At 56.7% G+C, this 26,077-nt stretch carries 25 protein-coding genes; 15 read left to right on the forward strand and 10 right to left on the reverse strand.

Annotation, left to right across the window (positions count from 1 at the left end; genetic code table 11):
* Positions 1-3: 3 nt before the first annotated feature.
* From LQ232_RS17420 to LQ232_RS17475, 12 genes are read left to right on the forward strand one after another with little or no spacing between them, the layout of a single operon-like run.
* The gene (locus tag LQ232_RS17420) at positions 4-1,155 is read left to right on the forward strand and encodes a GNVR domain-containing protein (RefSeq protein ID WP_230181666.1); all 1,152 of its coding nucleotides are present in this window, start codon (positions 4-6) and stop codon (positions 1,153-1,155) included.
* Between the two features lie 19 nt (positions 1,156-1,174).
* Positions 1,175-2,578, forward strand: a complete 1,404-nt coding sequence (locus LQ232_RS17425) for an oligosaccharide flippase family protein (RefSeq protein ID WP_230181667.1) — start codon at positions 1,175-1,177, stop codon at positions 2,576-2,578.
* Between the two features lie 5 nt (positions 2,579-2,583).
* Complete coding sequence (locus LQ232_RS17430) at positions 2,584-2,925, forward strand: hypothetical protein (protein ID WP_230181668.1); 342 nt, start codon at positions 2,584-2,586, stop codon at positions 2,923-2,925.
* A 36-nt stretch (positions 2,926-2,961) separates the two neighbouring features.
* Entirely contained in the window at positions 2,962-3,579 is a 618-nt protein-coding gene (locus tag LQ232_RS17435; protein WP_230181669.1) for a hypothetical protein, read from the forward strand.
* Between the two features lie 3 nt (positions 3,580-3,582).
* On the forward strand, positions 3,583-4,455 hold the full coding sequence (locus LQ232_RS17440) for a glycosyltransferase (RefSeq protein ID WP_256450084.1): 873 nt from the start codon (positions 3,583-3,585) through the stop codon (positions 4,453-4,455).
* Between the two features lie 38 nt (positions 4,456-4,493).
* Positions 4,494-5,294 carry a class I SAM-dependent methyltransferase gene (locus LQ232_RS17445; protein WP_230181671.1) on the forward strand — a complete coding sequence of 267 codons (801 nt, stop codon included), beginning with the start codon at positions 4,494-4,496 and terminating at the stop codon, positions 5,292-5,294.
* 1 nt (position 5,295) lies between these two features.
* Positions 5,296-6,288 carry a glycosyltransferase family 4 protein gene (locus tag LQ232_RS17450; protein WP_230181672.1) on the forward strand — a complete coding sequence of 331 codons (993 nt, stop codon included), beginning with the start codon at positions 5,296-5,298 and terminating at the stop codon, positions 6,286-6,288.
* The gene (locus tag LQ232_RS17455) at positions 6,288-7,109 is read left to right on the forward strand and encodes a glycosyltransferase family 2 protein (protein ID WP_230181673.1); all 822 of its coding nucleotides are present in this window, start codon (positions 6,288-6,290) and stop codon (positions 7,107-7,109) included. The genes LQ232_RS17450 and LQ232_RS17455 overlap by 1 nt, the downstream gene beginning before the upstream one ends.
* Positions 7,106-8,302 carry a hypothetical protein gene (locus tag LQ232_RS17460; protein ID WP_230181674.1) on the forward strand — a complete coding sequence of 399 codons (1,197 nt, stop codon included), beginning with the start codon at positions 7,106-7,108 and terminating at the stop codon, positions 8,300-8,302. The genes LQ232_RS17455 and LQ232_RS17460 overlap by 4 nt, the downstream gene beginning before the upstream one ends.
* Positions 8,299-9,444 carry a glycosyltransferase gene (locus LQ232_RS17465; RefSeq protein WP_230181675.1) on the forward strand — a complete coding sequence of 382 codons (1,146 nt, stop codon included), beginning with the start codon at positions 8,299-8,301 and terminating at the stop codon, positions 9,442-9,444. Before LQ232_RS17460 ends, LQ232_RS17465 begins: the two co-directional genes overlap by 4 nt.
* Positions 9,444-11,414: an asparagine synthase (glutamine-hydrolyzing) gene (asnB, locus tag LQ232_RS17470; protein WP_230181676.1), complete on the forward strand. Its 1,971-nt coding sequence runs from the start codon at positions 9,444-9,446 to the stop codon at positions 11,412-11,414. Before LQ232_RS17465 ends, asnB begins: the two co-directional genes overlap by 1 nt.
* Positions 11,411-12,535: a glycosyltransferase family 4 protein gene (locus LQ232_RS17475; protein WP_230181677.1), complete on the forward strand. Its 1,125-nt coding sequence runs from the start codon at positions 11,411-11,413 to the stop codon at positions 12,533-12,535. The genes asnB and LQ232_RS17475 overlap by 4 nt, the downstream gene beginning before the upstream one ends.
* 9 nt (positions 12,536-12,544) lie before the next feature.
* Here LQ232_RS17475 and LQ232_RS17480 read toward each other — a convergent pair whose 3' ends face one another.
* The 10 genes from LQ232_RS17480 to LQ232_RS17525 form a co-directional block, all read right to left on the reverse strand.
* Complete coding sequence (locus tag LQ232_RS17480) at positions 12,545-13,660, reverse strand: glycosyltransferase (protein ID WP_230181678.1); 1,116 nt, start codon at positions 13,658-13,660, stop codon at positions 12,545-12,547.
* Between the two features lie 92 nt (positions 13,661-13,752).
* On the reverse strand, positions 13,753-13,965 hold the full coding sequence (locus LQ232_RS17485) for a DNA gyrase inhibitor YacG (protein ID WP_230181679.1): 213 nt from the start codon (positions 13,963-13,965) through the stop codon (positions 13,753-13,755).
* A 10-nt stretch (positions 13,966-13,975) separates the two neighbouring features.
* Positions 13,976-14,734 (reverse strand): cell division protein ZapD, encoded by a 759-nt coding sequence (gene zapD, locus LQ232_RS17490; protein WP_230181680.1) that lies wholly within the window; start codon positions 14,732-14,734, stop codon positions 13,976-13,978.
* A 33-nt stretch (positions 14,735-14,767) separates the two neighbouring features.
* Positions 14,768-15,385 carry a dephospho-CoA kinase gene (gene coaE / locus LQ232_RS17495; RefSeq protein WP_230181681.1) on the reverse strand — a complete coding sequence of 206 codons (618 nt, stop codon included), beginning with the start codon at positions 15,383-15,385 and terminating at the stop codon, positions 14,768-14,770.
* Complete coding sequence (locus LQ232_RS17500; RefSeq protein ID WP_230181682.1) at positions 15,367-16,230, reverse strand: A24 family peptidase; 864 nt, start codon at positions 16,228-16,230, stop codon at positions 15,367-15,369. Before LQ232_RS17500 ends, coaE begins: the two co-directional genes overlap by 19 nt.
* A 6-nt stretch (positions 16,231-16,236) precedes the next feature.
* Positions 16,237-17,457: a type II secretion system F family protein gene (locus tag LQ232_RS17505; RefSeq protein WP_230181683.1), complete on the reverse strand. Its 1,221-nt coding sequence runs from the start codon at positions 17,455-17,457 to the stop codon at positions 16,237-16,239.
* A gap of 43 nt (positions 17,458-17,500) precedes the next feature.
* Positions 17,501-19,234 (reverse strand): type IV-A pilus assembly ATPase PilB, encoded by a 1,734-nt coding sequence (gene pilB / locus LQ232_RS17510; protein ID WP_230181684.1) that lies wholly within the window; start codon positions 19,232-19,234, stop codon positions 17,501-17,503.
* Between the two features lie 80 nt (positions 19,235-19,314).
* A complete protein-coding gene (locus LQ232_RS17515) occupies positions 19,315-21,045 on the reverse strand; it encodes an ABC transporter ATP-binding protein (protein ID WP_230181685.1) in 1,731 nt (576 codons plus the stop codon).
* 2 nt (positions 21,046-21,047) lie between these two features.
* Entirely contained in the window at positions 21,048-21,995 is a 948-nt protein-coding gene (gene waaC, locus LQ232_RS17520; RefSeq protein WP_230181686.1) for a lipopolysaccharide heptosyltransferase I, read from the reverse strand.
* Positions 21,992-22,663, reverse strand: coding sequence for a DUF4254 domain-containing protein (locus LQ232_RS17525; protein WP_230181687.1), 672 nt, complete (start codon positions 22,661-22,663; stop codon positions 21,992-21,994). The genes waaC and LQ232_RS17525 overlap by 4 nt, the downstream gene beginning before the upstream one ends.
* Before the next feature lie 45 nt (positions 22,664-22,708).
* Here LQ232_RS17525 and LQ232_RS17530 point away from each other — a divergent pair, with 45 nt between their 5' ends.
* The 3 genes from LQ232_RS17530 to pseB all read left to right on the forward strand — a co-directional run bounded on the left by LQ232_RS17530 (position 22,709) and on the right by pseB (position 26,077).
* Positions 22,709-23,659 (forward strand): glycosyltransferase, encoded by a 951-nt coding sequence (locus LQ232_RS17530; RefSeq protein WP_230181688.1) that lies wholly within the window; start codon positions 22,709-22,711, stop codon positions 23,657-23,659.
* A 9-nt stretch (positions 23,660-23,668) separates the two neighbouring features.
* Positions 23,669-24,898 (forward strand): hypothetical protein, encoded by a 1,230-nt coding sequence (locus LQ232_RS17535; RefSeq protein WP_230181689.1) that lies wholly within the window; start codon positions 23,669-23,671, stop codon positions 24,896-24,898.
* Between the two features lie 180 nt (positions 24,899-25,078).
* A complete protein-coding gene (gene pseB / locus LQ232_RS17540; RefSeq protein ID WP_230181690.1) occupies positions 25,079-26,077 on the forward strand; it encodes a UDP-N-acetylglucosamine 4,6-dehydratase (inverting) in 999 nt (332 codons plus the stop codon).

The raw sequence follows: 26,077 nt of genomic DNA on the forward strand, positions 1-26,077 counted from the left end.
AATTTGGTAAGCCCGTCTAGCAAGGAGTTTCTTGCCGATTCATCGTCCGGTGACATCAATATTCTGGACATTCTTGACATCCTCGGCGGCTATAGAACCTGGCTGTTGCTGGTACCCGTCTGTGCCGCGACGATCACCCTGGTTTTCACAACGTTCTTCGTGCGTCCCAGCTTCACGGCGGCCACCCAGTTGCTGGTACCACAGCAAGGTCAAAATAGCGCCGCAGCCCTCTTGTCTTCCTCTGTCGGGGGGCTGGCCGCGGTTGCTGGCGGCGGGGGACTCGCGGCCGCCTTGAAGAACCCTGCCGATCAGTGGGTGGGGCTTTTACGCAGCCAGACGGTGGCGGACGCGCTGATCCAGCAGTTTCATTTGCGGGATATCTACAAAACCCAATATCAGTTCGAAGCCCGAGAGCAGCTGGCAAGGAACACCAAGGTCGTCGCAGGCAAAGATGGTTTCATCAGGGTGGAGGTGGAGGACCATGTCCCCGAAAGGGCCGCGGACATCGCCAATGCCTATGTGGCCCAATTGCAATCTTTGACCAAGAATTTAGCCTTCACCGAGGCCGCGCAGCGCCGGATCTATTTTGAGAAGTTAATGAAGGAGTCCAGCGGCAATCTTACCAAGGCGGAAATCGCCTTGCGGGGCGTAGGGGTTGGAGAGAGCTTGCTTAAAACCAAGCCCGAGGCGGTGGCGGGCTTGATGGCCCAGACGCGTGCCCAGATATCCGCCTTGGAAATACGCATCGCCAGCCTCAAGACCTACGCGACGGATAAATCGCCTGACATGATCCATGCGTATGCAGAACTGGCGGCCCTTCGTCGCCAATTGACCGACGCGGGAAAAAGTACGCCCCTTGGCAATGGGGTAGAGGGCAACAGCTACATCAGCCTGTACCGCGATTTCAAGTACTACGAAAAGCTGTTTGAACTCATGGCCAGCCAATATGAAATGGCCCGAGCGGATGAGGCGCGACAAGGCGCACTGATCCAGGTGGTGGATGTCGCGCTGGTGCCCGAATACAAGTCCAAGCCGCAACGTGCGTTTGCTGCGGTGATCGCCGCTTTCGCCAGCCTGTTGCTTGCCATGACTGCGATCTTGGTCCGGCGTGCTCTGCGGCGAGCGCAGGCGGAAAAAAAATCAAGAGCGGCTTGAAAAACTTGGAGCGGGTTGGATGAACATCCATCCATCAATCTTTTCAAGATTGTTTCAGCTGGTTCGTCATGTGCGTCTGACGCCTTACGACGTCTCGACGCCCGCCGGACGTGTGAGCGAGCGGTACCGGAAGCTGGCTTGGGCGACCATTACTTCCGGGCTGTCCAAGGGTGCGTCGTTGCTGCTGGTGTTCCTGACCGTCAGTTCTGGCACGGAGCAGTTGGGCGCGGAGCGATTCGGCTTGTGGATGACCATCATGTCCATCATCACGCTCCTCAGCTTTGCAGATCTTGGCGTGAGCAATGGTTTGATCAGCGCCGTGAGCGAAGCGTCAGGCCACGACGACTGGCCCAGGATCCGGCAATTCGTGTCCAGTGGATTAGCCATGATGACGGCCATATCCCTGGTCATCCTCGGGGTCTTTTTCTGTGCCTACCCCTTCATCGACTGGGGGCGGCTGATCAATGTCGTTGAAGCCCGTTCCGTGACCGAGGCGGGGCCTTCCGTTGCCATCTACGTGTCAATCTTCCTGATGTCGATGCCCTTGTCTGTGGTGCAGAAAGTCCAAGTGGCGCTTCAAGATGGCTGGGTTGCAAATATTTGGCAATTCGTTGGGCAAATCGGAGCCATCTCGGGATTCCTGCTCGTGCTGAAGTCAGATGGGGGCGTTCCGTCTCTGGTGATCGCGGTGGCCGGGATCCCGATGATCGCCATGACCCTCAATTTCCTCATTTACTTTTTCCTGAAGAAAAAGGCGATCAAGCCCGGTTGGCATTTGGTGGATCTTGCCCGGGCAAGGCAATTGGGGGCGGTTGGCCTCCTCTTTTTGACGCTTCAATTCATGGCGGTGATCGGCAACGCCTCCGATAACATCATCATTGCTCATATATTAGGAGCGGACCATGTGTCCTCGTTCTCGGTAACCCAGCGGCTGGCAATGACTCTAGGCATCGCCCAATTGTTCATCTCACCGCTTTGGCCCATTTTTGGCGAGGCCTTGTCCAGAAGAGAATATGCGTGGGCCAGGGGGATATTGACGAAGGCCTTGCTGCTTTCCGTGGGGCTTGGCCTCATGGCTGCCTGCTTCCTGCTCATGCAGGGTGAACAAGTCATCGTCTGGTGGGCGGGAGCTGAATTCGCGCCTAGCAAAAGGCTGATAGCCGGATTTGCTGTGTTTTCGATGTTGCTAGGTGTTGGCGGCGTGCTGTCGGTGTTTCTGAATAATGCAACCTATTTGCGCAGCCAAGCCGGCATCTATGTCGCGGCGTCCTTGGTGTCCATGGTTTTGAAGGTGATTTTGATCACGCACTGGCAGGACGCTTCGGGAGCGATATGGGGAACCGTCATCGGTTACTCATTGATATTTGTGGTGCCTGCGCTATTCATTGCTTATTCTGATAGATTTCTGCCCAAATCAATTTAAATATCATGTCCAATAAAAAATTCATTGTCATCACTTCCATCAATGAACCTACTGAGGCGGTTCGGCATTTTTCGAAGTGGGAGGGCTGGACCACCGTGGTCGTGGGTGATAGAAAGTCTCCTGAAAACTGGGCATGCGATGGAGTGGTTTATTTATCGCTGGATGATCAAAAGCAGCAGTTTCCGGAGTTTTCGAATTTTTTGCCGGAGAACACCTATCTGCGTAAAATGATTGGGTATTTGTATGCATTCAAACATGGCGCAGAAGCCATTTTCGAAAGCGATGATGATAATATTCCTTATGCTGATGCTTTGAGCAGCGTTGATGCCGCTTTGAAGTGGGATTAGAAAACCGGGGCCGTCTTGGCGTCGGCCCATGGTTGGGTGAATGTCTATGCCCAATTCGGCGCATCCGACTGCTGGCCTCGTGGCTTCCCGCTCGAACACATCAAAAATAACCATTCAGAGCGCAAGGCCGTGGCGGGCCTACCTTGGGGGGTTGTACAGTTCTTGGCGGATGAAGATCCCGATGTCGATGCCATATACAGAATGACGCACCATGATCCAGTTTTTTTCGCGCGCGAACAGATTTTTCGCCTGGATGAGAATGCATATTGCCCATTTAATTCACAAGCCACGCTTTGGACACCCCAGACATTCCCATTGATGTTCCTGCCCATCGGGAAGACGGACCGGGTGACCGATATTTTGCGTGGTTACATGAGTTTGGCGTCGCTTTGGAAATCAGGGCATACGCTGGCATATGCCAGTCCGGTGGTTTTCCAGAAAAGAAACGTTCACAATCTGCACCGTGATTTTGTGCAAGAAATTGATTTGTACAAATTCAGCGACCAATGGAGCCGGGAATTGCTATCCATTGATCTTGGGTCTCCAGAAGAAGCTTTCTCTTCTGCCTTGAATCTGATGATTGACGCCGGAGTGCTGCCAGAAGTAAACCGGGTCGCTTACGGTCTGTTTTCCAATCATTTAAATGTCGGTTGAGTTATGAGTAACGTTTTTAATTACATTGTTCCTATCTTCAACAAGGAAGATGTTTTGCCCATGACCTTGAATGGCATCGATGTCTGTGCTTCAAGGGAGGCAAGAATCTACACAGTGATTGATGGCTGCACGGATGGCTCCGAGCGAGTGGTAGATGAATTCATGAATCGAACTGGTCGCCATGTCATCAAGATCCATATGCCGGATGTGCACATGCTGCGGTCCGTCAATTCAGCATTGAAAATGATCAAGGATGGTTTTTCCGTCGTCATGCAAGATGACATCATCTTGAAAGATCGGGATTTCGAGCAAAAAATTCTTGATTTATATAGCAACATGGGTGATCGCCTGGGCGTGATCTCCCTGAGACTTGCCGCGAATATTGAATTGACGCCGGTCTTGAAACGACTGTCCATGCGCAGTCTTCATCCGATGATCCGGGAAACCGGGTACATCATGAGTGAGGATGACAACCAGTCATACAGCACAGGACAATACGAGAAGTTTTACCCCAGAATGGGTGCCATTAATGGCCCCAATATCATTCCATGGCGCGTGCTCGAAAAGGTTGGTATTTTGGATGAAGCCTTGGCACCTTATGGATACGACGATGCAGACTATGGTCTGAGGGCAATGAAAGCGGGTTTCATCAATGGCATGTTTCCTTTGAAGTTTCAATCGGATCTGGCGTGGGGTGGGACCCGCCGAAGCAAGAAATTCATGCGCGAGGTCCGTCGTATCCACGCCAGGAACAGAAAATATATTTGGGGTAAGCATGCCGACTACATCCAATGGCTGTGGAAAACGGGCCGTGTCATGCAAGAGAATAATTCAGTGAACAGCTTGGCGGCCATCCCGAATTGCCAGTTGCCATGATGGCAGTTTGACCTTCTTCTACTCAAGGCTCATTGATAATGTTAAAGGCACTCAAGAAGGAGTTTTTTCAGCATTTGTCTGCGGCCCAGGCGTTTTGGTATGCCCGGTCCCAGGCTGAATACATGAAAGCCTGTTCCTTTACCGAAGCCTGGGATGAATATAAAACAAGGAATGAGATGCATCTGTACATGCATCACTATTTTTTCCATTCTTTGGATGATGAAATAAAATCCCATAGGATTTACTATAAGCAGGATCAACGGGGTTTCGGTGAGGATGCATTTCATGCCATGTGGTTCACCTTGCTGAATGAATTTCGGCCCACGAAGTGCCTGGAAATTGGTGTTTACCGAGGGCAGGTGATATCTTTGTGGTCTTTGATAAACAAGAGGTTGGGTGTTGAATCCGACATCCATGGGGTGGCGCCATTCACTCCGAGCGGAGACCAAGTCAGTGTTTATTTGCGTAACATTGATTATCATGCCGATGTGTTGAGTCACCATCGTCATTTTGGATTGAAAGTGCCTTTTCTCCTCAAGGCATTTTCAACGGACGATATTGCCATTAATCACATAAAATCCAATCGTTGGGATTTAATCTACATTGATGGGAGCCATGATTACGAGGTGGCGTTGGCCGATTACCAGATTTGCAAAGAGCAGCTAGCTCAAGGAGGATTGCTGGTCATGGATGATTCAAGCCTCTACTCGGACTATAAGGCGCCGATGTTCTCCTTTGCGGGCCACCCCGGACCTTCCCGCGTGGTTCAGGAGTTCGCAATGAAGGAGCTTCTATTCATTGGCGCAGTGGGGCACAACAATGTTTTCATGAAAACCTGACATGCGAGTCAGAATTGTGCCCCTGCAACCCCATTGTTTTGCATTTGGTGGATTTGAAGTCCAGATGCTGGATGCCTTGGATGCCGTTCAGGCGGTGGGGGTGCGTGCGGAAAAACTAAATCCGTGGAGCCTTGATTCAGATTTCGACATCTTGCATGTGTGGGGTATGGAGCCGGATCACCTGAGCGCGGTTCATTGGGCCAGAAAATCCGGCAAGAAAATCGTTATGACCGCACTGCTGCCTTATGTCGGTCCACGGGCTCTGGCGGGAAGGGTCAAGGCCTTGTTTAATGGCCGAGCCCTCATGCAGCGGGAGTTGCTCAGCCAGATCGACATACTGGTTGTGGTGAATGCCGCTCAGCGGCAATCTGCGCATTGGCTGTATGGTTTTGACCTGGAACGAGTCAAAGTGATACCCAACATCATCGCGCCGATTTTTTTTCGACTCGACAAGCGCGGGGAACATAAAGGGATGGGGTATGTGCTTTCGGTCGGAAATGTTTGCGCAAGGAAAAATCAATTGATGCTGGCCAAGGCCTGTGCGGGCGCAGGGCTGGATTTGGTGCTTGTGGGGAATGTTCTGCCTGGAGAAGAAGCGTATGCCGCAGACCTCCAGACGGTGATCGACCGCACCCACCATGTACGATGGATCAAAGGCTTGCCTGCGGCCTCGAAGGCGTTGGCCGATCTATATGCCGATGCACGTTGTTTTGCTTTGATAAGTCACCATGAAACGCAGCCAATCAGCCTGCTGGAGGCAGCCGCTTCAAGATCAGGCTTGCTGATCGCCGATCAGCGATATGCACGGCAGGAGTTTTACCAAAACGCGAAACTCGTGAACGAACGGTCCATTTCCGCCATCATCGAGGGTTTGAATGCCGTCACACAAACACCCTCCATGTATTTGCCCCCGGATGACGTCGTAAATTCTTGCCAGAAAGATGCGGTGGGGCGGGCGTACGCACACACCTACCAAGATGCGATGTGCTTGTGATGGCGAATACCCAAGAACTGCCCAAAGTCAGTATCGTCACTGTCGTTCATAACGGGGTGGCCACTTTAGAACAATGCATTTGCAGTGTGCGCGCCCAGACCTATGCAAATATCGAGCACATCGTCATTGATGGCGGTTCCTTGGATGGCACGGTGGACTTGATCAAGAAGTTCAGTGACAGCATTGCTTTTTGGGTGAGCGAAAACGACGGCGGTATTTATGAGGCGATGAACAAGGGCATGAACCGGGCGACGGGCGAATTCATCGGCATCTTAAATGCGGACGATTGGCTTGAAAGCCATGCTATTGAGGCTGTCGTCCAGTCCCTGCAAAACGGCGGTGATTTTTCCTATGCGGACGCTTTCGTCGCGGACGCTTCTGGATCGGTTATTGGAAAGAAACGGGCCGAAGAGTCTGTGGAAAAGGCGCTTCCCTACCGCATGCCATTTGCTCATCAAACCTTTTATGCAAGGCGGCGAGTCATTCAGGTCATTGGTGGGTATGACGTCTCCTACCGCCTGTCGGCCGATCTGGAGTACATCTGCCGCGTGGTTGAACGTGGATTCAAAGGCGTGAAAGTGGTTGAGCCCTTTTCAAATTTCAGGCTGGGCGGCGCCAGCGGCGGCGTCAAAACCTTCCTTGAAACCCGCCGCATCGCTCGCAGGCACGGCATGGGGCGGATCACCTCTTGGCTTCGATTTTGTGAATCGCTGACCAAGATGGGGGTGGTGTCCCTGCTTCCTCGGAGCGTGTCCGATGCCATCAGGTCGAAGTTGGGCTCCAGTTACGAGCCGTCTGGTCCAAAAGGAATGGGCGAGTGAATCTGCTAGCCTATGCATATGGTTTCGCCCTGCCTTTCACCAGCGTGTTGGCGGTGTCCGGTTGGTTGAATCTGCCCTCCATGATCGGCATGTTGGTCTTTTTGGTGTTGCTTTTCAAGGGCATGCATCGGTTCAGCATATTCGACCTTACCGTATTTTTGACTTTTGTTGTTCCAGCCCTGTTGTCCGCGGTGGTGAATGCTCATTTCCTGCTGGAAGAAAAGTTCATCACGCATTCGATCACTTATTTCTTTGTTTTCTTCGTTTTTTATCTGATTCCCAAAGAGTTGCTGCTTAATGATGCCCGGCCTGTGTTCAAGGGCTTGGTGGCGGGCCTTGTGTTTTCCATGCTATTCACCTATGTCGAGTTTTCAATAGGCATGGTTTATGGGTACGAGCCCTTGTCTTTTATCCCCAGATTTTCCACGGCAGATTACGACGCCACCTATGGCGGTATAGTGTTGCGAGCTCGGTCGCTGGCGGAAGAGTCCGGGCACTACGCGCTTTACCTTGGCACCATGACGCCCCTTGCGCTAGCATTCATGCACGGAAAATGGTCGAATCTTTATCCCAAGATTCTTGTCGGGATGGCTTGCTTAGCTATGTTGTTCACCTTCAGCACCAGCGGCATCATATTTTCGATTGTGTCCGCGCTCACAGCTTCTTTTTTCATGAAAGGGCAGTTCGACAAGGCACTGGTCAGGCTCTTTTGGATTGTCATGTTATGCGTGCTGGTGTATGCGCTGTTTCTACTGGTATTCGACATAGATCTGACGACGCTGGTGACGAACAAGACCGAGGATTTCAATGGAAGATTGCCTCAGTTCGAAGCTTCGCTTGCATACTTCAAGCAATCCGATTTGCCTCAAATCGTATTTGGCCTGGGACCGGGGTATTTCACATATCGGGGATTGCCGTCGGTGATTTCACTGGCAGCCCTGGCGCTTTTTCAAAATGGCCTTTTTGGATTGCTGTGTTATACGGTGATGTGTCTGTCGGGTTTCTGGCGGATAGCGGTCTTTGATCATGAGCATAAACCTTTTCTCATTTTCTCCCTTCTTTTTGCCATTTTGGTCTATGGAGGCATCTCCAACTATTGGTATCCCTGGCTGTGGTTCTTGTTTGGCATCTTGTCGGCCGGCCCAGCTATATTCCGATCCAGATCCTTGGATGCGGGGGGGCTTGGGTCATGAAGATCCTCCTCGTGATCACAGGACTGGGCATGGGGGGGGCGGAGCGACAGGTGGTTGATCTGGCGGATCGTTTTGTAGATGAGGGTCATGAAGTTCTCATCTTGGTCCTGACTGGGCAGTCCGTGATTCAGCCCAGCCGACCGCAGGTTGGCCTCCACCTTTTGGGCATGCGGAAATCGCCCGTCGATGTAGTGAAAAGCATCGCCAGAGCGCGGGCCTTGTTGCAGGCGTTCAAACCAGACGTCGTCCACAGCCACATGAGGCATGCGAACCTCTTTGCACGCCTTTTGCGGTTGGTCACCCCGATGTCACGTTTGATCTCGACATCGCATACTTCGAACGATGGTGGCCGGCTGTGGATGTGGGCCTACCGCTGGACCGATCGGTTCTCAGACTTGACCACCAATGTGAGCGAAGCCGCTGCCGAGGCCTTTAGAAGCCGTCGAGCGGCACCCCCGGACAAGCTGGCCGTGGTCTACAACGGGATCGACACCGAACATTTTCAATTTAATCTTCAAGCGCGCGAGGCCCTCAGAAGCGACCTGTTGCAAGCGCCTTCGACCACTGTATTTCTGGCGATCGGACGCCTGACTGAAGCGAAAGACTATCCCACGCTCCTGAGTGCTTTTGCGCGGGTGCAGGCTACCCGCGAGGCGGTTTTGTGGATCGTTGGCAGTGGGCCGTTGGAGGCGATGCTCAGGCGGATGGCGCTTGACTTGGCCGTGTCGCACAAAGTCGTTTTCTTAGGCACACGGTCGGACGTTCCACAACTGCTTAGCGCCGCCGATGTTTTCGTGTTGTCATCTCGCTGGGAAGGGTTCGGCCTGGTGATTGCGGAAGCAATGGCTTGCAAGCGACCCGTGGTTGCCACGGCTGCCTACGGTGTCACGGAGGTGCTGGGAAATGAAGGCTGGTTGGTCCAGCCAGGGAACGTGACTGCATTGGGTGACGCGATGATGGACGCAGCCAACACGGATGCCCAGTGTCTGGCTCGGCAGGGAGAATCCGCGAAAGAACGGGTCCGGGAAAATTTCTCCCTTTCCATTATCGTGCAGCATTGGCTCAAAATTTATGCCATGACTGGGGTTGGCAGCGATGCCTGTGATACAAAAATCAAAGTATCAATAAAGGGCAAAAGATAATGTGTGGGCTTTCCGGCTTCATGGGGGGGTTGGTAGCCGGTGATTCGGTCGCGTCCGAAGCCGTGCTTCAAAAAATGGGTGCAACGCTTTTCCATCGGGGTCCCGACAGTGGGGGATATTGGTACCGCATCGAACACCAAATCGGTTTGGCGCACCGGCGGCTGTCCATTCTGGATCGTTCCCCAGAAGGGCATCAACCCATGATATCCACTAGTGGGCGATTCGTTCTGGTGTTCAATGGTGAAATTTATAACCATTTGGAGCTTCGACAGGAACTCCTCGCCACTGGAAATACCATCTCCTTCAAAGGACATTCTGATACGGAAACCCTATTGGCTTGTTTCGAGGCTTGGGGTTTTAAGAATACCTTGGTGCGTGCTGTGGGCATGTTTGCCATTGCCATGTGGGATCAACTTGATCAACAGTTAATGCTGGCCAGAGACCGCCTCGGTGAGAAGCCTTTGTACTATGGCTGGCAAGGTCAGGGAGACCAGCGGTCCTTTTTATTCGCTTCAGAGCTCAAGGCCCTGCGTGCGCACCCTAATTTTCAGGGAACCATCGATCGCAATGCTCTTTGCCTTCAATTGAGGCACAGTTGCATTCCGGCGCCTTATTCCATTTATGAAGGGCTGTTCAAGCTGGAGCCCGGCAGCATACTGACGGTATCGCTGAATGACCGGCAGGTGCGCATCGAGGCTTACTGGTCGGCCGCCCACGCCGCCTTCAAAGCAGCACAGCGCCCTTTTCAAGGCGGCTTACATGAGGGCATGCATGAATTGGATGTCTTGCTTAGACACGCGATCTCCCAGCAGATGGTGGCCGATGTGCCCTTGGGCGCATTCCTGTCGGGGGGCGTCGATTCTTCTTCCATCGTAGCGCTCATGCAGGCGCAATCTGCCACACGGGTCAAGACATTTACGATCGGTTTTCACGAGCAATCCTACAACGAAGCCATTGCGGCCAAGGAGGTCGCCAATCATCTAGGTACGGACCACACCGAGCTTTATATTTCCGCGAAAGAGGCATTGTCCGTCATTCCGCTGATGCCGGATATTTACGATGAGCCGTTTTCGGATGCCTCCCAGATTCCTACCTTCCTTGTGTCAAGACTGGCGCGCCAGCATGTCACGGTGGCCTTGTCGGGAGACGGTGGCGATGAAGTGTTTGCTGGTTATAACCGGTACCAGATCACATCCCAGTTATGGCGTGATTTGGAGCGTGTTCCCCGACCATTGAGGCAGGTGCTTGCCAAATGCCTGACCACCATTTCGCCAGGTGGCTGGAACAGCTTTTTCTCAAACCTCGGGCTTGCCCGGGGCGGGTTGGCAGGCGTGGCTAATTTGGGCGATAAGCTCCACAAAGGTGCTGCTGTGCTGAGCAGTTCTTCGGTGGACGAATTATATCGGGGCCTGGTATCCCATTGGAAAGACCCTGCTTCGGTGGTCATCGGCGGTCGCGAACCTGCCACGCTGCTGACCGATGGATTGGCGGCATTGCATGGTGTCAATGGTGTCTCCCGCATGATGGCCTTGGATGCGTTGACCTATTTGCCGGACGACGTTCTATTCAAGGTGGACAGAGCCGCGATGAGCGTTTCTCTGGAAACCCGGATTCCTTTCCTGGACCACCGTGTCTTGGAGTTTGCATGGTGTTTTCCGATGGAAATGAAGCTGGGACACGGCCAAACCAAATTGATTCTGCGTAAGTTGCTTGAGCAATACATACCCAAGGACTTGATCGTGCGTCCCAAGATGGGGTTCAGCGTTCCGATTGATTCATGGTTGAGGGGGCCGTTGCGGGAATGGGCTGAGTCCTTGCTGGACCCGGTTCGCTTGAAAAATGAAGGGTATTTCCATCCCGCACCCATCCGGGAAAAATGGACTCAGCATCTTTCCGGCGCGCGCAATTGGGCGGAGCACCTATGGGACGTCTTAATGTTCCAGGCTTGGTTGGAGCGGACCCGGCGATGAAGGTTTTGTTTTTCGCCAATACGGATTGGTATCTCTTCAATTTCAGGCTGGGATTAGCTTCTTACCTGCGCGAGCAGGGCATCGACGTGGTGATGGTTTCTCCGCCAGGACCCCATGTGGAGAAAATCATTGCAGCGGGTTTCAGGCATGTTCCATTAACCATGGACAGGCGCAGTCTGAACCCTCTGCGAGAAGTGGCAGTGATCCTGCGTTTGGCGCGGATCTACAAGCGCGAGCAACCCGATCTGCTGCATCACTTCACGATCAAATCAGTCGTTCATGGGTCCATCGCGGCAAGGTTGGCCGGGATTGATTCGGTCGTGAACGCGATCGCGGGGTTGGGCTATGTGTTTTCTTCCAATACGCTTTTTGCTCGCATCATCCGACCCTCGGTGGCCTTTTCGATCAAAAAGGCATTGGGTGGGCGACAAACCCGTGTCATTTTCCAGAATGAGGCCGACCGCCATCTACTGTGTTCAGGACATCTGGTGGACAAGGATCGCACCCGATTGATTGTGGGCTCGGGGGTGGATACGGAGCGGTTTCGTCCACCTCTCAGGCGCGATTTTTCTCGGATCAAGGTACTACTTGCTTCAAGGTTGTTGTGGGACAAGGGGATTGGCGAATACGTCGAAGCGGCTCGCCGCATGGCGTCCGCTTGGCCTGAGCTGGAATTTCTGTTGGCGGGGGATGTCGATGCAGGCAGCCCCGCGTCGATCTCCCGGCCGCAACTGGATCAATGGCGTCGGGAAGGGGCAGTGCGCGTCCTGGGTCAGGTCGCCGACATGGCGTTGCTGCTTAAGCAGGTGCACGTGGTGGTCTTGCCCACAGTCTATGGAGAGGGCGTGCCTCGGATCCTGCTGGAGGCCGCAGCGTGTGGCGTGCCCATCATCGCGACGGATGCGCCTGGGTGCACTGAGGTGGTGGCACATGGGGTCAATGGCTTGCTGGTGCCGCCCAAGGATGTCAACGCATTAGTGCGGGCGCTGACCGAACTCCTAGATGCTGGCAAGCGCCTGAACATGGGGGTTGCCGGTCGAGCGAAGGTGCTTGAAAAGTTTGACGAACAGATCGTGTTCACTCAAACATTCGCGGTCTACAGGGAGTTATCGCAAGTTTGAACGCTCATCTCATATCTTGGCGATGTTGATCGATTCAGTCTCATGGTCGGCGTTTGAGTTCAAAGATTGGTAGATCCAACAATAAATGCCCGCGAAAGCCGCGACACCACAGGCCAGCAAGGCGGAGTTGTCGGCCAAACCCAAAGCTGGGATTTGGCATGCCACCACCATGATCCAGATGGCCATGCTGACCAAGCCATGGCTTTTCCAACTGGGGCGCGTGTCTGCACCACGTATCCGATGGGTTCTCAGCCATGTAAGCAGGACATGGTGCAGGTGCACCTGATCGGGTTCGCCACTGCTGGCGCGCGAGATCACTTGACGCCGAAACATCGAGAATACCGTCTCCCAGACAGGGTACACGCATGCAAGCAGCACGGCCCAAGTTGACACCGCTGGATTCCTGGCCAACAGCAATACGGCGCATTCGGCAAGCCAGAATCCCGATAGGTAGGCGCCGCCATCTCCCAGAAAAATCCTGCCCGATGGGAAGTTGAGCAGCATGAAGCCCGACAACGCGGCCATGCCTAGCAGGCACAAATCAAGGACCAATAGGTCCTGATGCATCCAGGCCATGGCACCCAGTCCGGCGAGTATCAGCACCACGCTCCCCGCCGCCAGACCATTGATGCCATCGATGATGTTGATCGCATTGGTCAGGCCGCCGACGGCGAAGCAGGTGAACAGCACGGACAAAGGCGCCAGGGCGACAAGGCTGTTCAAGCCTGGCGTGTCCAGATGGGTAAGGCTGGCGTTCAGCAGCCAGATAGCCAATGCTGCCGAGGCAAAAGACGCATACAGCCGCGTCCGCACGCCGACTTTCTTGGTGAGGTCTTCGATTAATCCGGCCAGGAAGGCCGGAATGCCGCATGCTAGCACGGTCAAAATCTGATTTGTTCTTGGGTTGTCGGTCAGCCAGCAGGCCCCCCCCCCGAGTAGCAACGCGATGAACAGCGCCACGCCACCAATGCGAGGCACCGGGCGACGATGGATTTTCTGGATGCCTTCCAAGTCATGGTCGAGCGTCAACTTGCCGTGCCAACGCTGGGTGGCAATTAGGCCCAAACACACCAATAAGGCTGTGGCAAAAACCGCTAACAGTACCAATACCCCCGGATGCCACATTTTTTATGTCCTGTTCTGAGCGCTCTCTGGACTGCAAGAGTAGGGGAATTCTAGTAAGGGTAAATGACAGGCCTACAACTTAACAACTTAATTTACAGGCCGTCGTTATCCAACAGGTCTTCCGTGGTGGGCTTCACCTCAACCCGAAACTGCTCACTCGCCCAAGCCCCCAGATCAATCGCCTTGCACCCCTTGCTGCAAAACGGCCGATACGGATTGTCGGTCCGGTACGGCACCGTCTCACCGCACGACGGGCATCGCACCATCACCTGTTTCTTGGCCACACCGGGCTGGGTTTCACTCATGTCTCAAAACTCAAGCGCAAAGGGTCAATTCAAAAGCCGCGTCAATGTCAGAGGCGAGTTTCAGCTTACCCTCGATGTCCTGCCGCATCAAGCGAATGGCCACCATGAGCCTGTTGCCACTGATCTCGGGCACCAAACCCAGGCTGGGGTCAATGCGCAAGCGCAACAGCAAAAACGGCTTGTTCTCTTTCAAGCTTTGCTGATAGGAGCCCGCGGGCGCGGCCACCATGTGCGGGTGGCCGGTGTCGCGCAACAGGCTGAGCATCAGTTTGAGCGCCTCGGCCAGTGGCGTGAGCGTGGCGGCCCACTGGTGCAAATCTGCTTGACGACGCTGGGCAGGTTCTTGTTGCCAAGCGTAGTAAGACGGCAAGTCAAATTCACAAGTGCCGCCCGGGATGCTGATGCGGCTGCGGATGCTCATCAACCAATCGTTGCTGGCCAGGGTTTGGCCAGCTTTGCCAGGCACTTGCTGCAAGGTGTGGTGGGTTTGCTCAATGCGCCCAAGCACCTGATCCAACACGGCCTCCTGAATGGCGGGGTTGCCGCGCCAGCCCATGAACTGGGATTTGAAGCGGTCCAGCTCCTTGAGCAGGTCGGCCTTGAGGTCGGCCCGCGAGGCCACGTCCATGATCTCGAAGATGGTGGCCAGGGCGTAGTGGTGGTCGGTCGGGTGCTCGCGCCACATCAGCAAAATCAGGCGGTTGAACAGATGTTCAAGCCGCAACATGGTGCGGATGCTTTCGTTGAAGGGATATTCGTACAGAATCAACGCGCCACCTAAGCTAAGTTGGGACACCAGCAGTCAAGCGTGATTGTTCCACAGGCGCCAGACCTTCTGGACTTCTTGCCTTAATTCATCCAGGCTCAATCCTTCATTGAAGATCACCTGATCGGCCACGGCCAGGCGTTGGTCGCGCGTGGCCTGTTGGGCGATGACTTTTTCAACCGCCTCGCGCGTCCAGCCCGAACGGGCCATCACCCGGGCAATTTGCGTCTCGACCGGGCAGTCGACCACCAGCACGCTGTCGACCTTTTGTTTCCAGCGGGTGCCCGATTCGGCCAGCAAAGGCACGTCGTAGACGACGATCTGGTCGGGTTGGGCTTGGTCGGCGTGCTGGTCGGCATGTTGGCCAATCAAGGGGTGCAGGATGCCTTCCAGCTGGATCAAGGCGCCGGGATCCGTGAACGCCAGTTCACGCATGCGCGCGCGGTTCATGGCGCCGTGGGCGTCAATGAAGTCTGCGCCAAATTGCTGCTGGATGTGGGCGATGGCTGCGCCACCTGGCGCGGTGAGTGTGCGTGAAATGGCGTCCAGGTCAACCAGGTGGGCGCCCAGGTCCACCAGCATTTGCGCGACGGTGGATTTGCCGCTGCCTATGCCGCCGGTCAGCCCGATTTTTCTCAAGCCCAGCCCAGCCATCCCAGCACCCGTTGCGGCCCTGCCAGCATGACCACCAGGCCCGCCCCACCCAGGAATGGGCCGTAAGGCACGTAATGCCCTTCGCGCAAGCGGCTGGACAGCTTCATGCCAATGCCCACGATCGCGCCAATGACCGATGAGGCCAGCACCACGGGCAGCACCATTTGCCATCCCAGCCAGGCGCCCAGGGCCGCCAGCAGCTTGAAGTCGCCAAAGCCCATGCCTTCTTTGCCGGTGGTGAGTTTGAACAGCCAGTACACCGACCAAAGCGAGAGGTAACCCGCCACGGCGCCCCACACCGCTTCGGTCAGCGGCAAGGTCCAGCCCATGGCGGCAGCGATCAGGCCGGCCCACAGCAAGGGCAGGGTCAGGTCGTCGGGCAGCAAGGTGGTGTCCCAGTCAATGGCCGATGCGGCCACCAGCACCGCGACAAAACCGCACCACAGCAAGGTGGTGGGCTGGGCGCCAAAACGCCAGCCGCAAGCCGCGAACAGCAGGGCTGTGAGCAGTTCGATCAAGGGGTAGCGCACGGAGATGCGGGCGCTGCAGGCCGAGCACTTGCCACGCAAAACCAGCCAACTGACCAAGGGGATGTTCTCGTACCAGCGGATGGCGTGGCCACAAGAGGGGCAGCGCGATGCAGGCTTGGACAGCGTCAGCGGTTTGGCGGTGTCATCTTCCTTGACGGGCAATTCCAGCATGGCCGCGCTGTCGGCGCGCCACTGGCGCTCCAGCATCAGTGGCATGCGGTGGATGACGACGTTCAGGAAGCTGCCAACGCACAGGCCCAGCAAGGCCAATCCCCACGGCGTGGTGAAGATAGCCAACAGTTCATGAAACTGCATGGGCCTTTAGACCACCTGGCCGAGTTTGAAGATGGGCAGGTACATGGAGACCACGATGCCGCCAATGATGCCGCCCAGGATCACGATGATGAAAGGCTCCATCAGGCTGGACAGGGCTTTGACGGCTTCGTCAACCTCTTCTTCGTAGAAGTCGGCGGCTTTGCCCAGCATGTGGTCCAGCGAGCCGGATTCTTCACCGATCGAGGCCATTTGCAGCACCATGACTGGGAACAGGTTGGCCGTCTGCATGGATGTGGTCAAGCTGGTGCCCGTGGAGACATCGCGCTGGATTTGCTCGGTGGCCTCGGCAAACACGGCATTGCCGGCGGCACCGCCCACGGAGTCCAGCGCCTCAACCAGCGGCACACCGGCCGCGAACATGGTGGACAGGGTGCGCGTCCAGCGGGCCACGGCAGACTTGAACATCAGGTCGCCAAACACCGGCATCTTGAGCAGCAGGCGGTCCATGGTTTTCTGCATCTTTTCAGAGCGGCGCCACGTTTGCAGGAAGAAGTAAACGCTGCCACCAATGGCGCCAAAAATGGCCCACCAGTACTTGACGAAGATCTCCGACATGGCCATCACGAACAAGGTGGGCGCGGGCAGTTCGGCCCCGAAGGAGGTGAACACTTCCTTGAAGGCCGGGATCACGAAAATCATGATCACGGCCACCACCACGAACGCCACCACCAGCACAGCGATGGGGTAGGTCAGCGCTGATTTGATCTTTTGCTTGATCGCGATGGTTTTTTCCTGGTAGGTGGCCAGGCGCTCCAGCAGCGTTTCCAGGATACCGGCGGCTTCGCCAGCTTCCACCAGGTTGCAGTACAAAGCATCAAAGTACAAAGGATGCTTGCGGAACGAGGCGGACAAGCTGGTGCCGGTTTCCACATCGGTGCGGATGTCGTTGAGCAACTTGGTGACGCGGGGGTTGGTGCTGCCGCGGCCCACGATGTCGAACGATTGCAGCAGTGGCACGCCCGCGCGCATCATGGTGGCCAGCTGGCGCGTGAAAATCGCGATGTCCTTGGGCTTGACCGAGCCACCACCCTTGGTGCGGCGCTTCTTGACCTTCTGCACCAGGATGCCTTGGCGGCGCAAGGTGGCGCTGACCACGGCCTCACCGGCCGAACGCATCTCGCCGCGCACCACCTTGCCGTTGCGGTCTTTGCCTTCCCATTCGAAGACAAATTCTTGTGCTTTAGTAGAGGCGGTTGCCGTGGCCATGTGGGGAACTCCGAGGCGCGTCGCGCAGATCTGATTTAGTTGACTATTCGTTGGTGACCGAGATCACCTCTTCCAAAGAAGTCATGCCGGCTTTGACCTTGACCAAGCCGGCTTCGCGCAAGTCTCGCACGCCTTCGCGCTTGGCTTGCTCCGCAATATCCATGGCTGTGCCCAGCCGGAGGATGATGCGTTGTATTTCTTCACTGATGGGCATGACTTGGTAAAGGCCAACCCGTCCTTTGTAACCGTTGTTGCAACTCGAGCAGCCCACGGCTTTGTAGGGGCGCCATGAGCCATCCAAATCGGCCTCTTTGAAGCCGGCCCGCAGCAGTGCTTCTTTAGGATACTCCGCTGGTGCTTTGCACACCTCGCAAAGTTTGCGCGCCAAGCGTTGCGCCGTGATTAAGATCACGGCCGAGGCGATGTTGAACGGCGGGATGCCCATGTTCAACAGCCGCGTCAGGGTGGTGGGGGCGTCGTTGGTGTGCAGGGTGGACATCACCATGTGGCCCGTCTGGGCCGCTTTGATGGCGATGTCGCCTGTTTCCTGGTCACGGATTTCGCCCACCATGATGACGTCGGGATCCTGCCGCAGGAAGGCCTTGAGCGAGGCAGAGAAGGTCAGGCCCGCCCGGTCGTTCACGTTGACCTGGTTGATGCCCGGCAAATTGATTTCGGCAGGGTCTTCGACCGTGCAGATGTTGACGCCCGGCTGGTTCAGGATGTTCAGGCAGGAGTACAGCGACACGGTTTTGCCCGAGCCGGTGGGCCCCGTGACCAGCACCATGCCATATGGGCGGCTGATGGCGTTCATCAGGCGCTCTTTTTCAATGGGCTCGTAGCCCAGGGCCTCGATGCCCATCTTGGCGGACGACGAATCCAGGATCCGGATCACGATCTTTTCGCCAAACAGGGTGGGCAGGCTGCTGACCCGGAAGTCGATCGACTTGTTGCCGAACTTGAGCTTCATGCGGCCGTCTTGCGGCACGCGTTTTTCAGCGATGTCCAGCCGCGAGATGACCTTGATGCGCGAGGCCAGCTTGTCCTTGATGGCGATCGGTGGCTGGGTGACTTCGCGCAACTCGCCATCCACCCGAAAACGCACGCGGTAGTTGAACTCGTAGGGCTCGAAGTGCAAGTCGGAGGCGCGGGCGTTGATCGCGTCGACCAGCATTTTCTGCAGAAACTTGACGACCGGGGCGTCTTCGACTTCGGTGGACAAGTCCGCGGCTTCAGGCTGGGCCGGGTTGTTCAGGTCATCGGTGATGTCGAATTCGAAATCACCGGAGGTCAGGGCGTTGAGCTGCTCTTCGGCCGAGGCGGTTTGGCCTTCCAGCAGGCGCGACAGCTTGTCGTGCTCGACGATGACCCATTCTGGCGTCAGCTGGGTGGCGAACTTGATGCGTTCGATCGCCTCTTGGTCAGTCGGGTCAGCGCCGGCCACGAACAGGCGGTTGCCGCGCTTGGACAGCACGACCACCTGGTACTGGGTCGACAGCTTGTTGTCGATCACGCCTTTGGGCAGGCGCTGCAAATCCACCGCGGCCAAATCGAGCACGGGCACGGCCAGGGAGGTGGACAAGGTTTGGGCCAGATCGCTGGCCGAGATGGCGCCGCTGGACATCAGCGCACTGATGAAACTGCGCTTCTGGTCTTTGGCCGAGCGGGTGAGGTCGCCGGCGGATTTGACGTCGAGTTTGCCGGCGTTGACCAATACACGGGCCACGCCAGTCAACGATCCGGATCCGGGAGCTTCTACCAGGGTGTTATCGACCATTTAATAAATCATCCCCGATTCAATACCGTCTGTAAACCACAAAAGACCGCTAATCCCCTTGGATTATCGCGGTTCCAGGTTCAATCGGCTGTCTGGATTTTCACCATGCCGGCGTAAAGACCTTGCCGGGCGATGAGTTCGGTGTGGGTGCCTTGCTCGACCACTTTGCCTTCGGACATGACATAGATGCAGTCGGCGTTGCGGATGGTGCTGAGGCGGTGGGCGATCAGGATCAGCGTTTTGCTACCGCGCAAGTCTTCGATGGAACGCTGGACGACGGCCTCGGATTCGGAATCCAGGGCAGACGTGGCTTCGTCGAAAATCCAGACGGCGGCGTCGCGGTACAGGGCCCGGGCGATGGCCAGGCGCTGGCGCTGGCCACCGGAGAGGCGGCTGCCATTGGTGCCGACGGCGGCGTCCATGCCTTCTGGCAAGGTCAGGACGTGGTTCCAGAGGTTGGCGGCTTTCAGGCAGTTTTCGACTTTGGCGCGGTCCAGGCCATGGGGGCTGGCGTACGCCACGTTCTGGGCGATGGAGCCTTCGAAGAGGACGATGTCTTGCGAGACCACGGCGAAATGGCGTCGCAGGCTGGCCAGCTTGAGGGTGTCGATGGGCGTGTCGTCCAGCAGGATCTGGCCGCTGGTCGGGTAGGCAAAACGCAGCAAGGTGTTGACGACCGTGGATTTGCCGGCGCCCGATGAGCCGACCAGGGCAATGGTTTGCCCGGCTTTCATGCTCAAGTTCAGCCCGGCCAGGGCGGGGTTGGAAGCGCCTTCATAGTGAAGGTAAACGTTGTTGAAATCGATCTTGCCGTGGCAGACCGGCATCTCGGCGGTCCCCAGGTCAGGCTCTGGTGGCGCATTGATCAGCTCGAACGCGCCACGGGCTGTGATCAAGGCACCCGTGATGGGCTGGAACACATCGGTCAGGTGACGCATGGGGGACATGGTCATCAACAGCGCGGTGATGAAGGAAACGAACTCGCCGACGGTGGAGGCACCGTTCTGGGCTTGGTACAGCGCCAGTGTCAGGATGATGGACACACCGATGGCCGCGACGATCTGCGTGATCGGCGTGACCATTGAACTGGCCGCCACCTGCTTCATGGTCATGCGGCGGTGGTGGATGGCTTGCTGCTCGAAGCGGCGCAACTCGAACTCGGTGGCGTCGAAGGTGCGCACTACGCGCCAGGCTCGGGCGTTGTCGTCCACCGTGCCCACCAGGCTTTGCTGCGCCAGGTAAGCGGCTTCGCCCACCTTGGCCAGGCGCTTGCGCACCAGCTTGACGCTGATGCCCAGCAAGGGCATGGAGATGAATGAGATCAGCGTTAGTTCGGGATTGAGGTAGATCAGGTAGGCGACCAGGAAGAGCAGCGTCGAGGCATCCCGGACGATGGACACGATGGCGCCCCCCATGGCGGTGGACGCATGCTGCGGATCGTTGATGATCTTGCTGACCGCCAGGCCTGGGCTGATCGTGGTGAACAGGTGCGCATCGGCCTTGAGCAGGGCGCGCATCAAGTCGCGCCGCAGGTTCAGCACCATGGTCGACGTGGCGGAGTTCATCACGTAGGCCCCGCCGAAATTGAAGACGCCGCGGATGATGAACAGGCCAATCACCACGACGGGCACGGCCCAAAGCGGGTAGTCCATGCCTTCCTTGAAGCCTGAGTCGATGAGCTTCTTGAACATCGCGGGCAGGATGGGTTCGACCGCTGAGCCCAGGATGAAAAACAGCAGGGCGGTGGACAGCATGCGCCACTGGGGGCGTGCGTAACTGAGCAGTCTTTGGGAGGCGTCTTTGTAATCCATGATCAGGGGGCGACAGCCATTGCGTTGAGCACGGCTTGGATGGACGGTACCTGGCCTTTGCCGCCCAGGCTTTGAACATGCCCGGGGCCGGTGACGCCGGCCAGGCCAGGTTCGTGGTCGCAATAGATGCCAATGGTAGTGCGTCCGCTGGCGGCAGCCAGGTGGGTCAGGCCAGTGTCCAGGCCGACGACGATTTGGGCGTGGGCCAGGCAATTGGCGGCTTCGGCCACTGTGAGGAAGGGCGGCACGATGGCCCCCGTGGCTTGTGCGATTTCCTGGGCGCGTTGTTGTTCTTGCGGACTGCCCCACATCACCGCGATGGCCAGCCCCTGGCTGGTAAGGTGGCGCCCTACTGCGATCCAGTCGGCTTGAGGCCAAAGCTTTTCAGGGCGGCTGGCGCAGGGGATGAGCACGGCATATGGGCCTTCAGCGGGGCGCCAGAACCGGTCCGCTTGGCGCATGCCAAAGTCGGGTGGTGTGCTTGGCAATGGGTAACCAAGTACCTGCGCGGCCAGTTGCCGGCAACGGTCTACTGCGTGCAGTTGGCGTGAAACATGGGCGCGCCTTTGGTAGAACAGGCTGGCCAGTGGTTCGCGGATGCTGTGCCAGTCGTAGCCTGCGCGTGGTCCCTGGGCGAAGCACGCAAAGCCGGCGCTTTTGAGCAGACCTTGCATGTCGATGATCAGGTCGTAGGGTTGCTGCTTCATCTCGGCGCGCCATTGGCTTAGCGCGGCCTTGGTCTCGGCAGATCGCAGTGATTTGCGCCACTTGCGCCATTGGAGGGTGATCACCCGCTGCACCGCGTGGTGCTGGGCGGGGATGGCCGAGAAGTTTTTTTCGACCAGCCAGTCAACTTGCAGTCCAGGGATGGCCCGGGCCATGTCACTGACGGCGGGCAGGGCATGAACCACGTCGCCCATGGAGCTGGTCTTGACGATCAGGACCCTCACGCCTGGCCTTGGCTTGCGGCGCGTTCGGCCACCAGAGCGGGGTTGAAGCGGGGGTCGTTGTACATCTTGAACTGGCGGTAGACCTTGAAATAGGCTTTGCCCGCTTGTGTATCGGCGATCAGGGCATCCAGGCACGCGCCCAGGTCGGAGCGCTGCTGGAGCAACTTGTCCAACTTGACGGCGCTGGATTGGCGGTGGGAGTCGTCGACATCGGTGCGTTGCGTCTGAGCGCGCATGGCGTGGATCTTCAAGGCCATGATGGACATGCGGTCGATGATGCTGCCGGCGGTTTCACTGTTGAGGCGGGCATTGGGGGGCACTTTGGCCACGGGCGAGTCGGTTTGCGCGGAGGCTGCGTCAACCAGGCCGAGTTCGGTCAGAAGGATTTCGTCAACGCGCTCTGTGGCATCGTTGCGTGCCTGGTTGTACTTGTCGATGGCGCGTTTGTTCTTGGCGATCTCGGTGTCGCTGACGGTGGTGCGGCGAGCGAGGTCTTCTTCGGCCCACAGGCTGCTGTTGAAAAAGTGGTTGGTGGCGATCCAATGCCAAAGTAGTGCGGCGCGATCATTGCCCGGTGCAGCGCCGACCGTGGCGACTGGTGGGCCGCCTGCGGCGATCAGGGTCGCGTCGTGCAGGTGGCTGGTCTGTCTGCTCAAATCGGTCAACATGCTCATCGGTCACGGGGCTCTCGGTTCGGTGGGTGATTATCGACCATGCCGCCGAGTCTGCTTGCCGTGGGTGATGGCATGATGGCAACCCTGATTATGGCCATGATCCAACTGTTTACACGATTTGCCGACATGGTTCGGGATGCCAACGCGCGGCGATTGCGCCGCCGCAGGGCACCCGCTCGCCTGGCTTACCAGCAATGGGTGCGTGAAAACGACGCGCCCACCTCCGAGCGTCTGATGGGCTTCGCCGAGCGATACCGGCGTCTGGTGCCCCGGCCCTTGATCTCGGTGATCATGCCGGTCTATAACGCGAACCTGAACTGGCTGGACCAGGCGATCGAGTCCATCCGTGGCCAGGTCTACCAGGAATGGGAGTTGTGCATCGCTGATGACTGCTCACCAAGGCGCGAGGTACGCGAGGCGCTGTCCGCCTGGTCTCTGAAAGATGCTCGCATCAAGGTGGCTTTCCGGTCTGAGAACGGCCATATTTCTGCCGCCTCGAATTCGGCCATCGAGTTGGCGAGTGGCCCCTTCCTGGCGTTGATGGACCAAGATGACCTCATTACGCCCAACGCCTTGCTGGAAATGGCCGAGGCCATCGGCCAGCACCCGAAGGCGGGCTTGCTTTACTCGGACGAGGACAAGATCGACGCCGAGAATCTGCGCGAAAGTCCGACAAAAAAAGGTGGCTGGGATCCGGACAGGTTGCAAATCCACAATTACATCTCCCACCTGGGGGTTTACCGCACCGAATTGGTCCGCGCGTTGGGCGGCTTCCGCGTCGGTTACGAGGGCGCGCAAGATCACGATCTGGTACTTCGGTGCTCGGAGCGGCTGGATGCTCAGCAGATTATCTATATTCCCCAGATTCTGTACCACTGGAGAATGCATGAGCACAGTACCGCGTCGTCCAGGCGGGCTAAGCCCTACGCAGTCGCCGCCCGAGAAAAATGCATCGCCGATCACAAAATTCGCATGTCGAGCAAAGCTTAGGGCATCGCGATGCAAGTGTTCCCCTTGACGTTGCCAGGTGGAAACTGGGCGAGTTTTTTCCGGCTGGAACTGAAATGGCGCAAGCAGGTGCTCGCGGAAGTGGCCAGACGGGAAACTCCTCCCGCGGTCAGCGCCAAAAAATCAAGGTCGATCGTGACCAAAGGTTTGCTGGCCTCTTTTTTCCCAAGCCACTGGAGGCGCGCAGGAGGTAATTATGTGTTCGTGTCCTTTGGTAAGAATCAGATTGTCCAGCAGACTCGGACGCACACCGACGTGCCCATTGTGTGTCCCAGCAGCAAGGCGCGCAATTTGGTCCGTGGCGATTCCTTGGCCGAACTGGATGCCATTTACCAACTGATTCACTTTCCAGGTTTGTACCCGGACGTCTTGCGCAAGATGTTTTTGCGGGTTTTGCTTCGCTGGATTTCCAGGAACGTGCGCGCCCTGGCTGATCAGGTATTCATCACCAATCATGATTATTATGGTCAGAATTCAATTTTGGTCACCTTGTCGCAGTTGACGGACCTGAATATCGTGGGTTTGCAGCATGGCCTGCTGCGGCATGACTATCTGTCGTCATCGATCTACCCGGGTTACCGCAACCATTTGGAAGCGGTGTACAGCCAGGCTTACCAGGAAGTTCTCACGGCGGCAAAACGGCCAGGCGCTCGGCTGCCCATATTGGGCGCCCCCTTCGATGTGGGCAATGCCGTGGACGGCCTGGTATCTCAAAACAAGCCTGCCTTGTATTTCATCAGCAGCGATGATTTACGTTTCAAGGATAAGAGAGCCGCCATTGATGCGATTTTCAAATCGTGCCAGGAGCTGGGTGTGGATTTCTACCTGAGGCCTCATCCGCAGGAGCTTTCGAATTTGGATGGGCTGCCTTTTGCTCTGGCGTTGGGTCGCAAGGATGAGGTATTCAAGCTGGACACGTCCCAAACCTTGTTCGTGGGGCATTACTCCACATTTTTATACGAGGCCGCGCTGCGGGGCTACCGAACCATTTGGATCACGCCGCCCGCCGACCAGCACAAAGCGGATGCATTTCCTGAGATTCGGGGGGTGCCTAATACCTTCGTCCAATCTGGGGCAACATTCAATGCTGAGTGGTTGAAAAAAATCTTTTCAGAACGGGCTGTGCCCATTGCCTCTGATCCTGTGGGCCCGAGAATGGCCCGCTTATTGGAGCAGATCTCACTGAGTGAGGTGACTTCGGCGGGTTGCAACAAGAGGTAAAGCAGCTTGTGGTGGTCTTGATGGGCAGGCGGTTTGCTAAACCGATCCCATCGGGGCTCGCGCACCGCAGGGTGGCCATGGGTGAGCCTGAGGAGGTCGGCGCTACAATAGCGCGCTGTGCACAGGGGGCATCAGCCGGGCCATGGCGCACTTGGTCTGAAGTCCTGAATACTAATTACCATGCTAAATAATTCATCCATTCTCATTACTGGCGGGACCGGCTCATTTGGGCACACATTCGTGCCCATGACCCTGAAGAAATACAACCCTCGCCGGTTGGTTATTTTCTCCCGGGATGAAATGAAGCAATGGGAGATGGCCAAGCTGTACAAGGATGATGAGCGGGTGCGCTTCTTCATTGGCGATGTGCGCGACAAGGATCGGCTGGCGCGTGCCTTGAAAGGAGTCGACTTCGTGGTGCACGCGGCCGCCACCAAGATCGTGCCCACGGCTGAGTACAACCCCTTCGAGTGCGTGAAGACCAACATCATTGGGGCCATGAACCTGATTGATGCTTGCATCGACCAAGGCGTCAAGCGTGTGGTCGCTCTGTCCACGGACAAGGCCAGCAGCCCGGCCAATCTTTACGGGGCCACCAAGCTGGCCTCCGACAAACTGTTCATCGCGGGCAACTCGTACAGCGGTACGCAGGACTCGCGCTTTGCGGTGGTGCGTTATGGCAACGTCATGGGGTCGCGTGGATCGGTGATCCCATTTTTCCTGACACAGGCGAGCAAAGGGTCCTTACCCATCACCGACGAGCGCATGACCCGCTTCATGATCACGCTGGAAGAAGGGGTCGACCTGGTTTGGCACGCTTTCGACGACATGAGAGGCGGTGAGATCTACGTCAAGAAGATCCCTTCCATGAAGGTGACGGACATCGCCCTGGCCGTGGCACCTGGGGCGGCGCATGAGGTGGTGGGCATCCGCCCTGGTGAGAAACTGCACGAGCAGATGATCGGTGCCGAAGACGCACCCCATACTTACGAGTACGACTCGTACTACAAGATTTTGCCTGCCATCCACAACTGGAGTCAGGACGCGGCGCGGATCAACGGGGGCAAGCTGGTGGCGCCCGATTTCACTTATTCGTCCGATACCAATCCCGAGTGGATGAGTGTGGAAGGGCTCAGTACTTGGATCGAGCAGAACCGCGACACGATCGGGAAGATCTGA

This window comes from Aquabacterium sp. CECT 9606, assembly GCF_918741295.1.
Taxonomy (GTDB): domain Bacteria; phylum Pseudomonadota; class Gammaproteobacteria; order Burkholderiales; family Burkholderiaceae_C; genus Aquabacterium.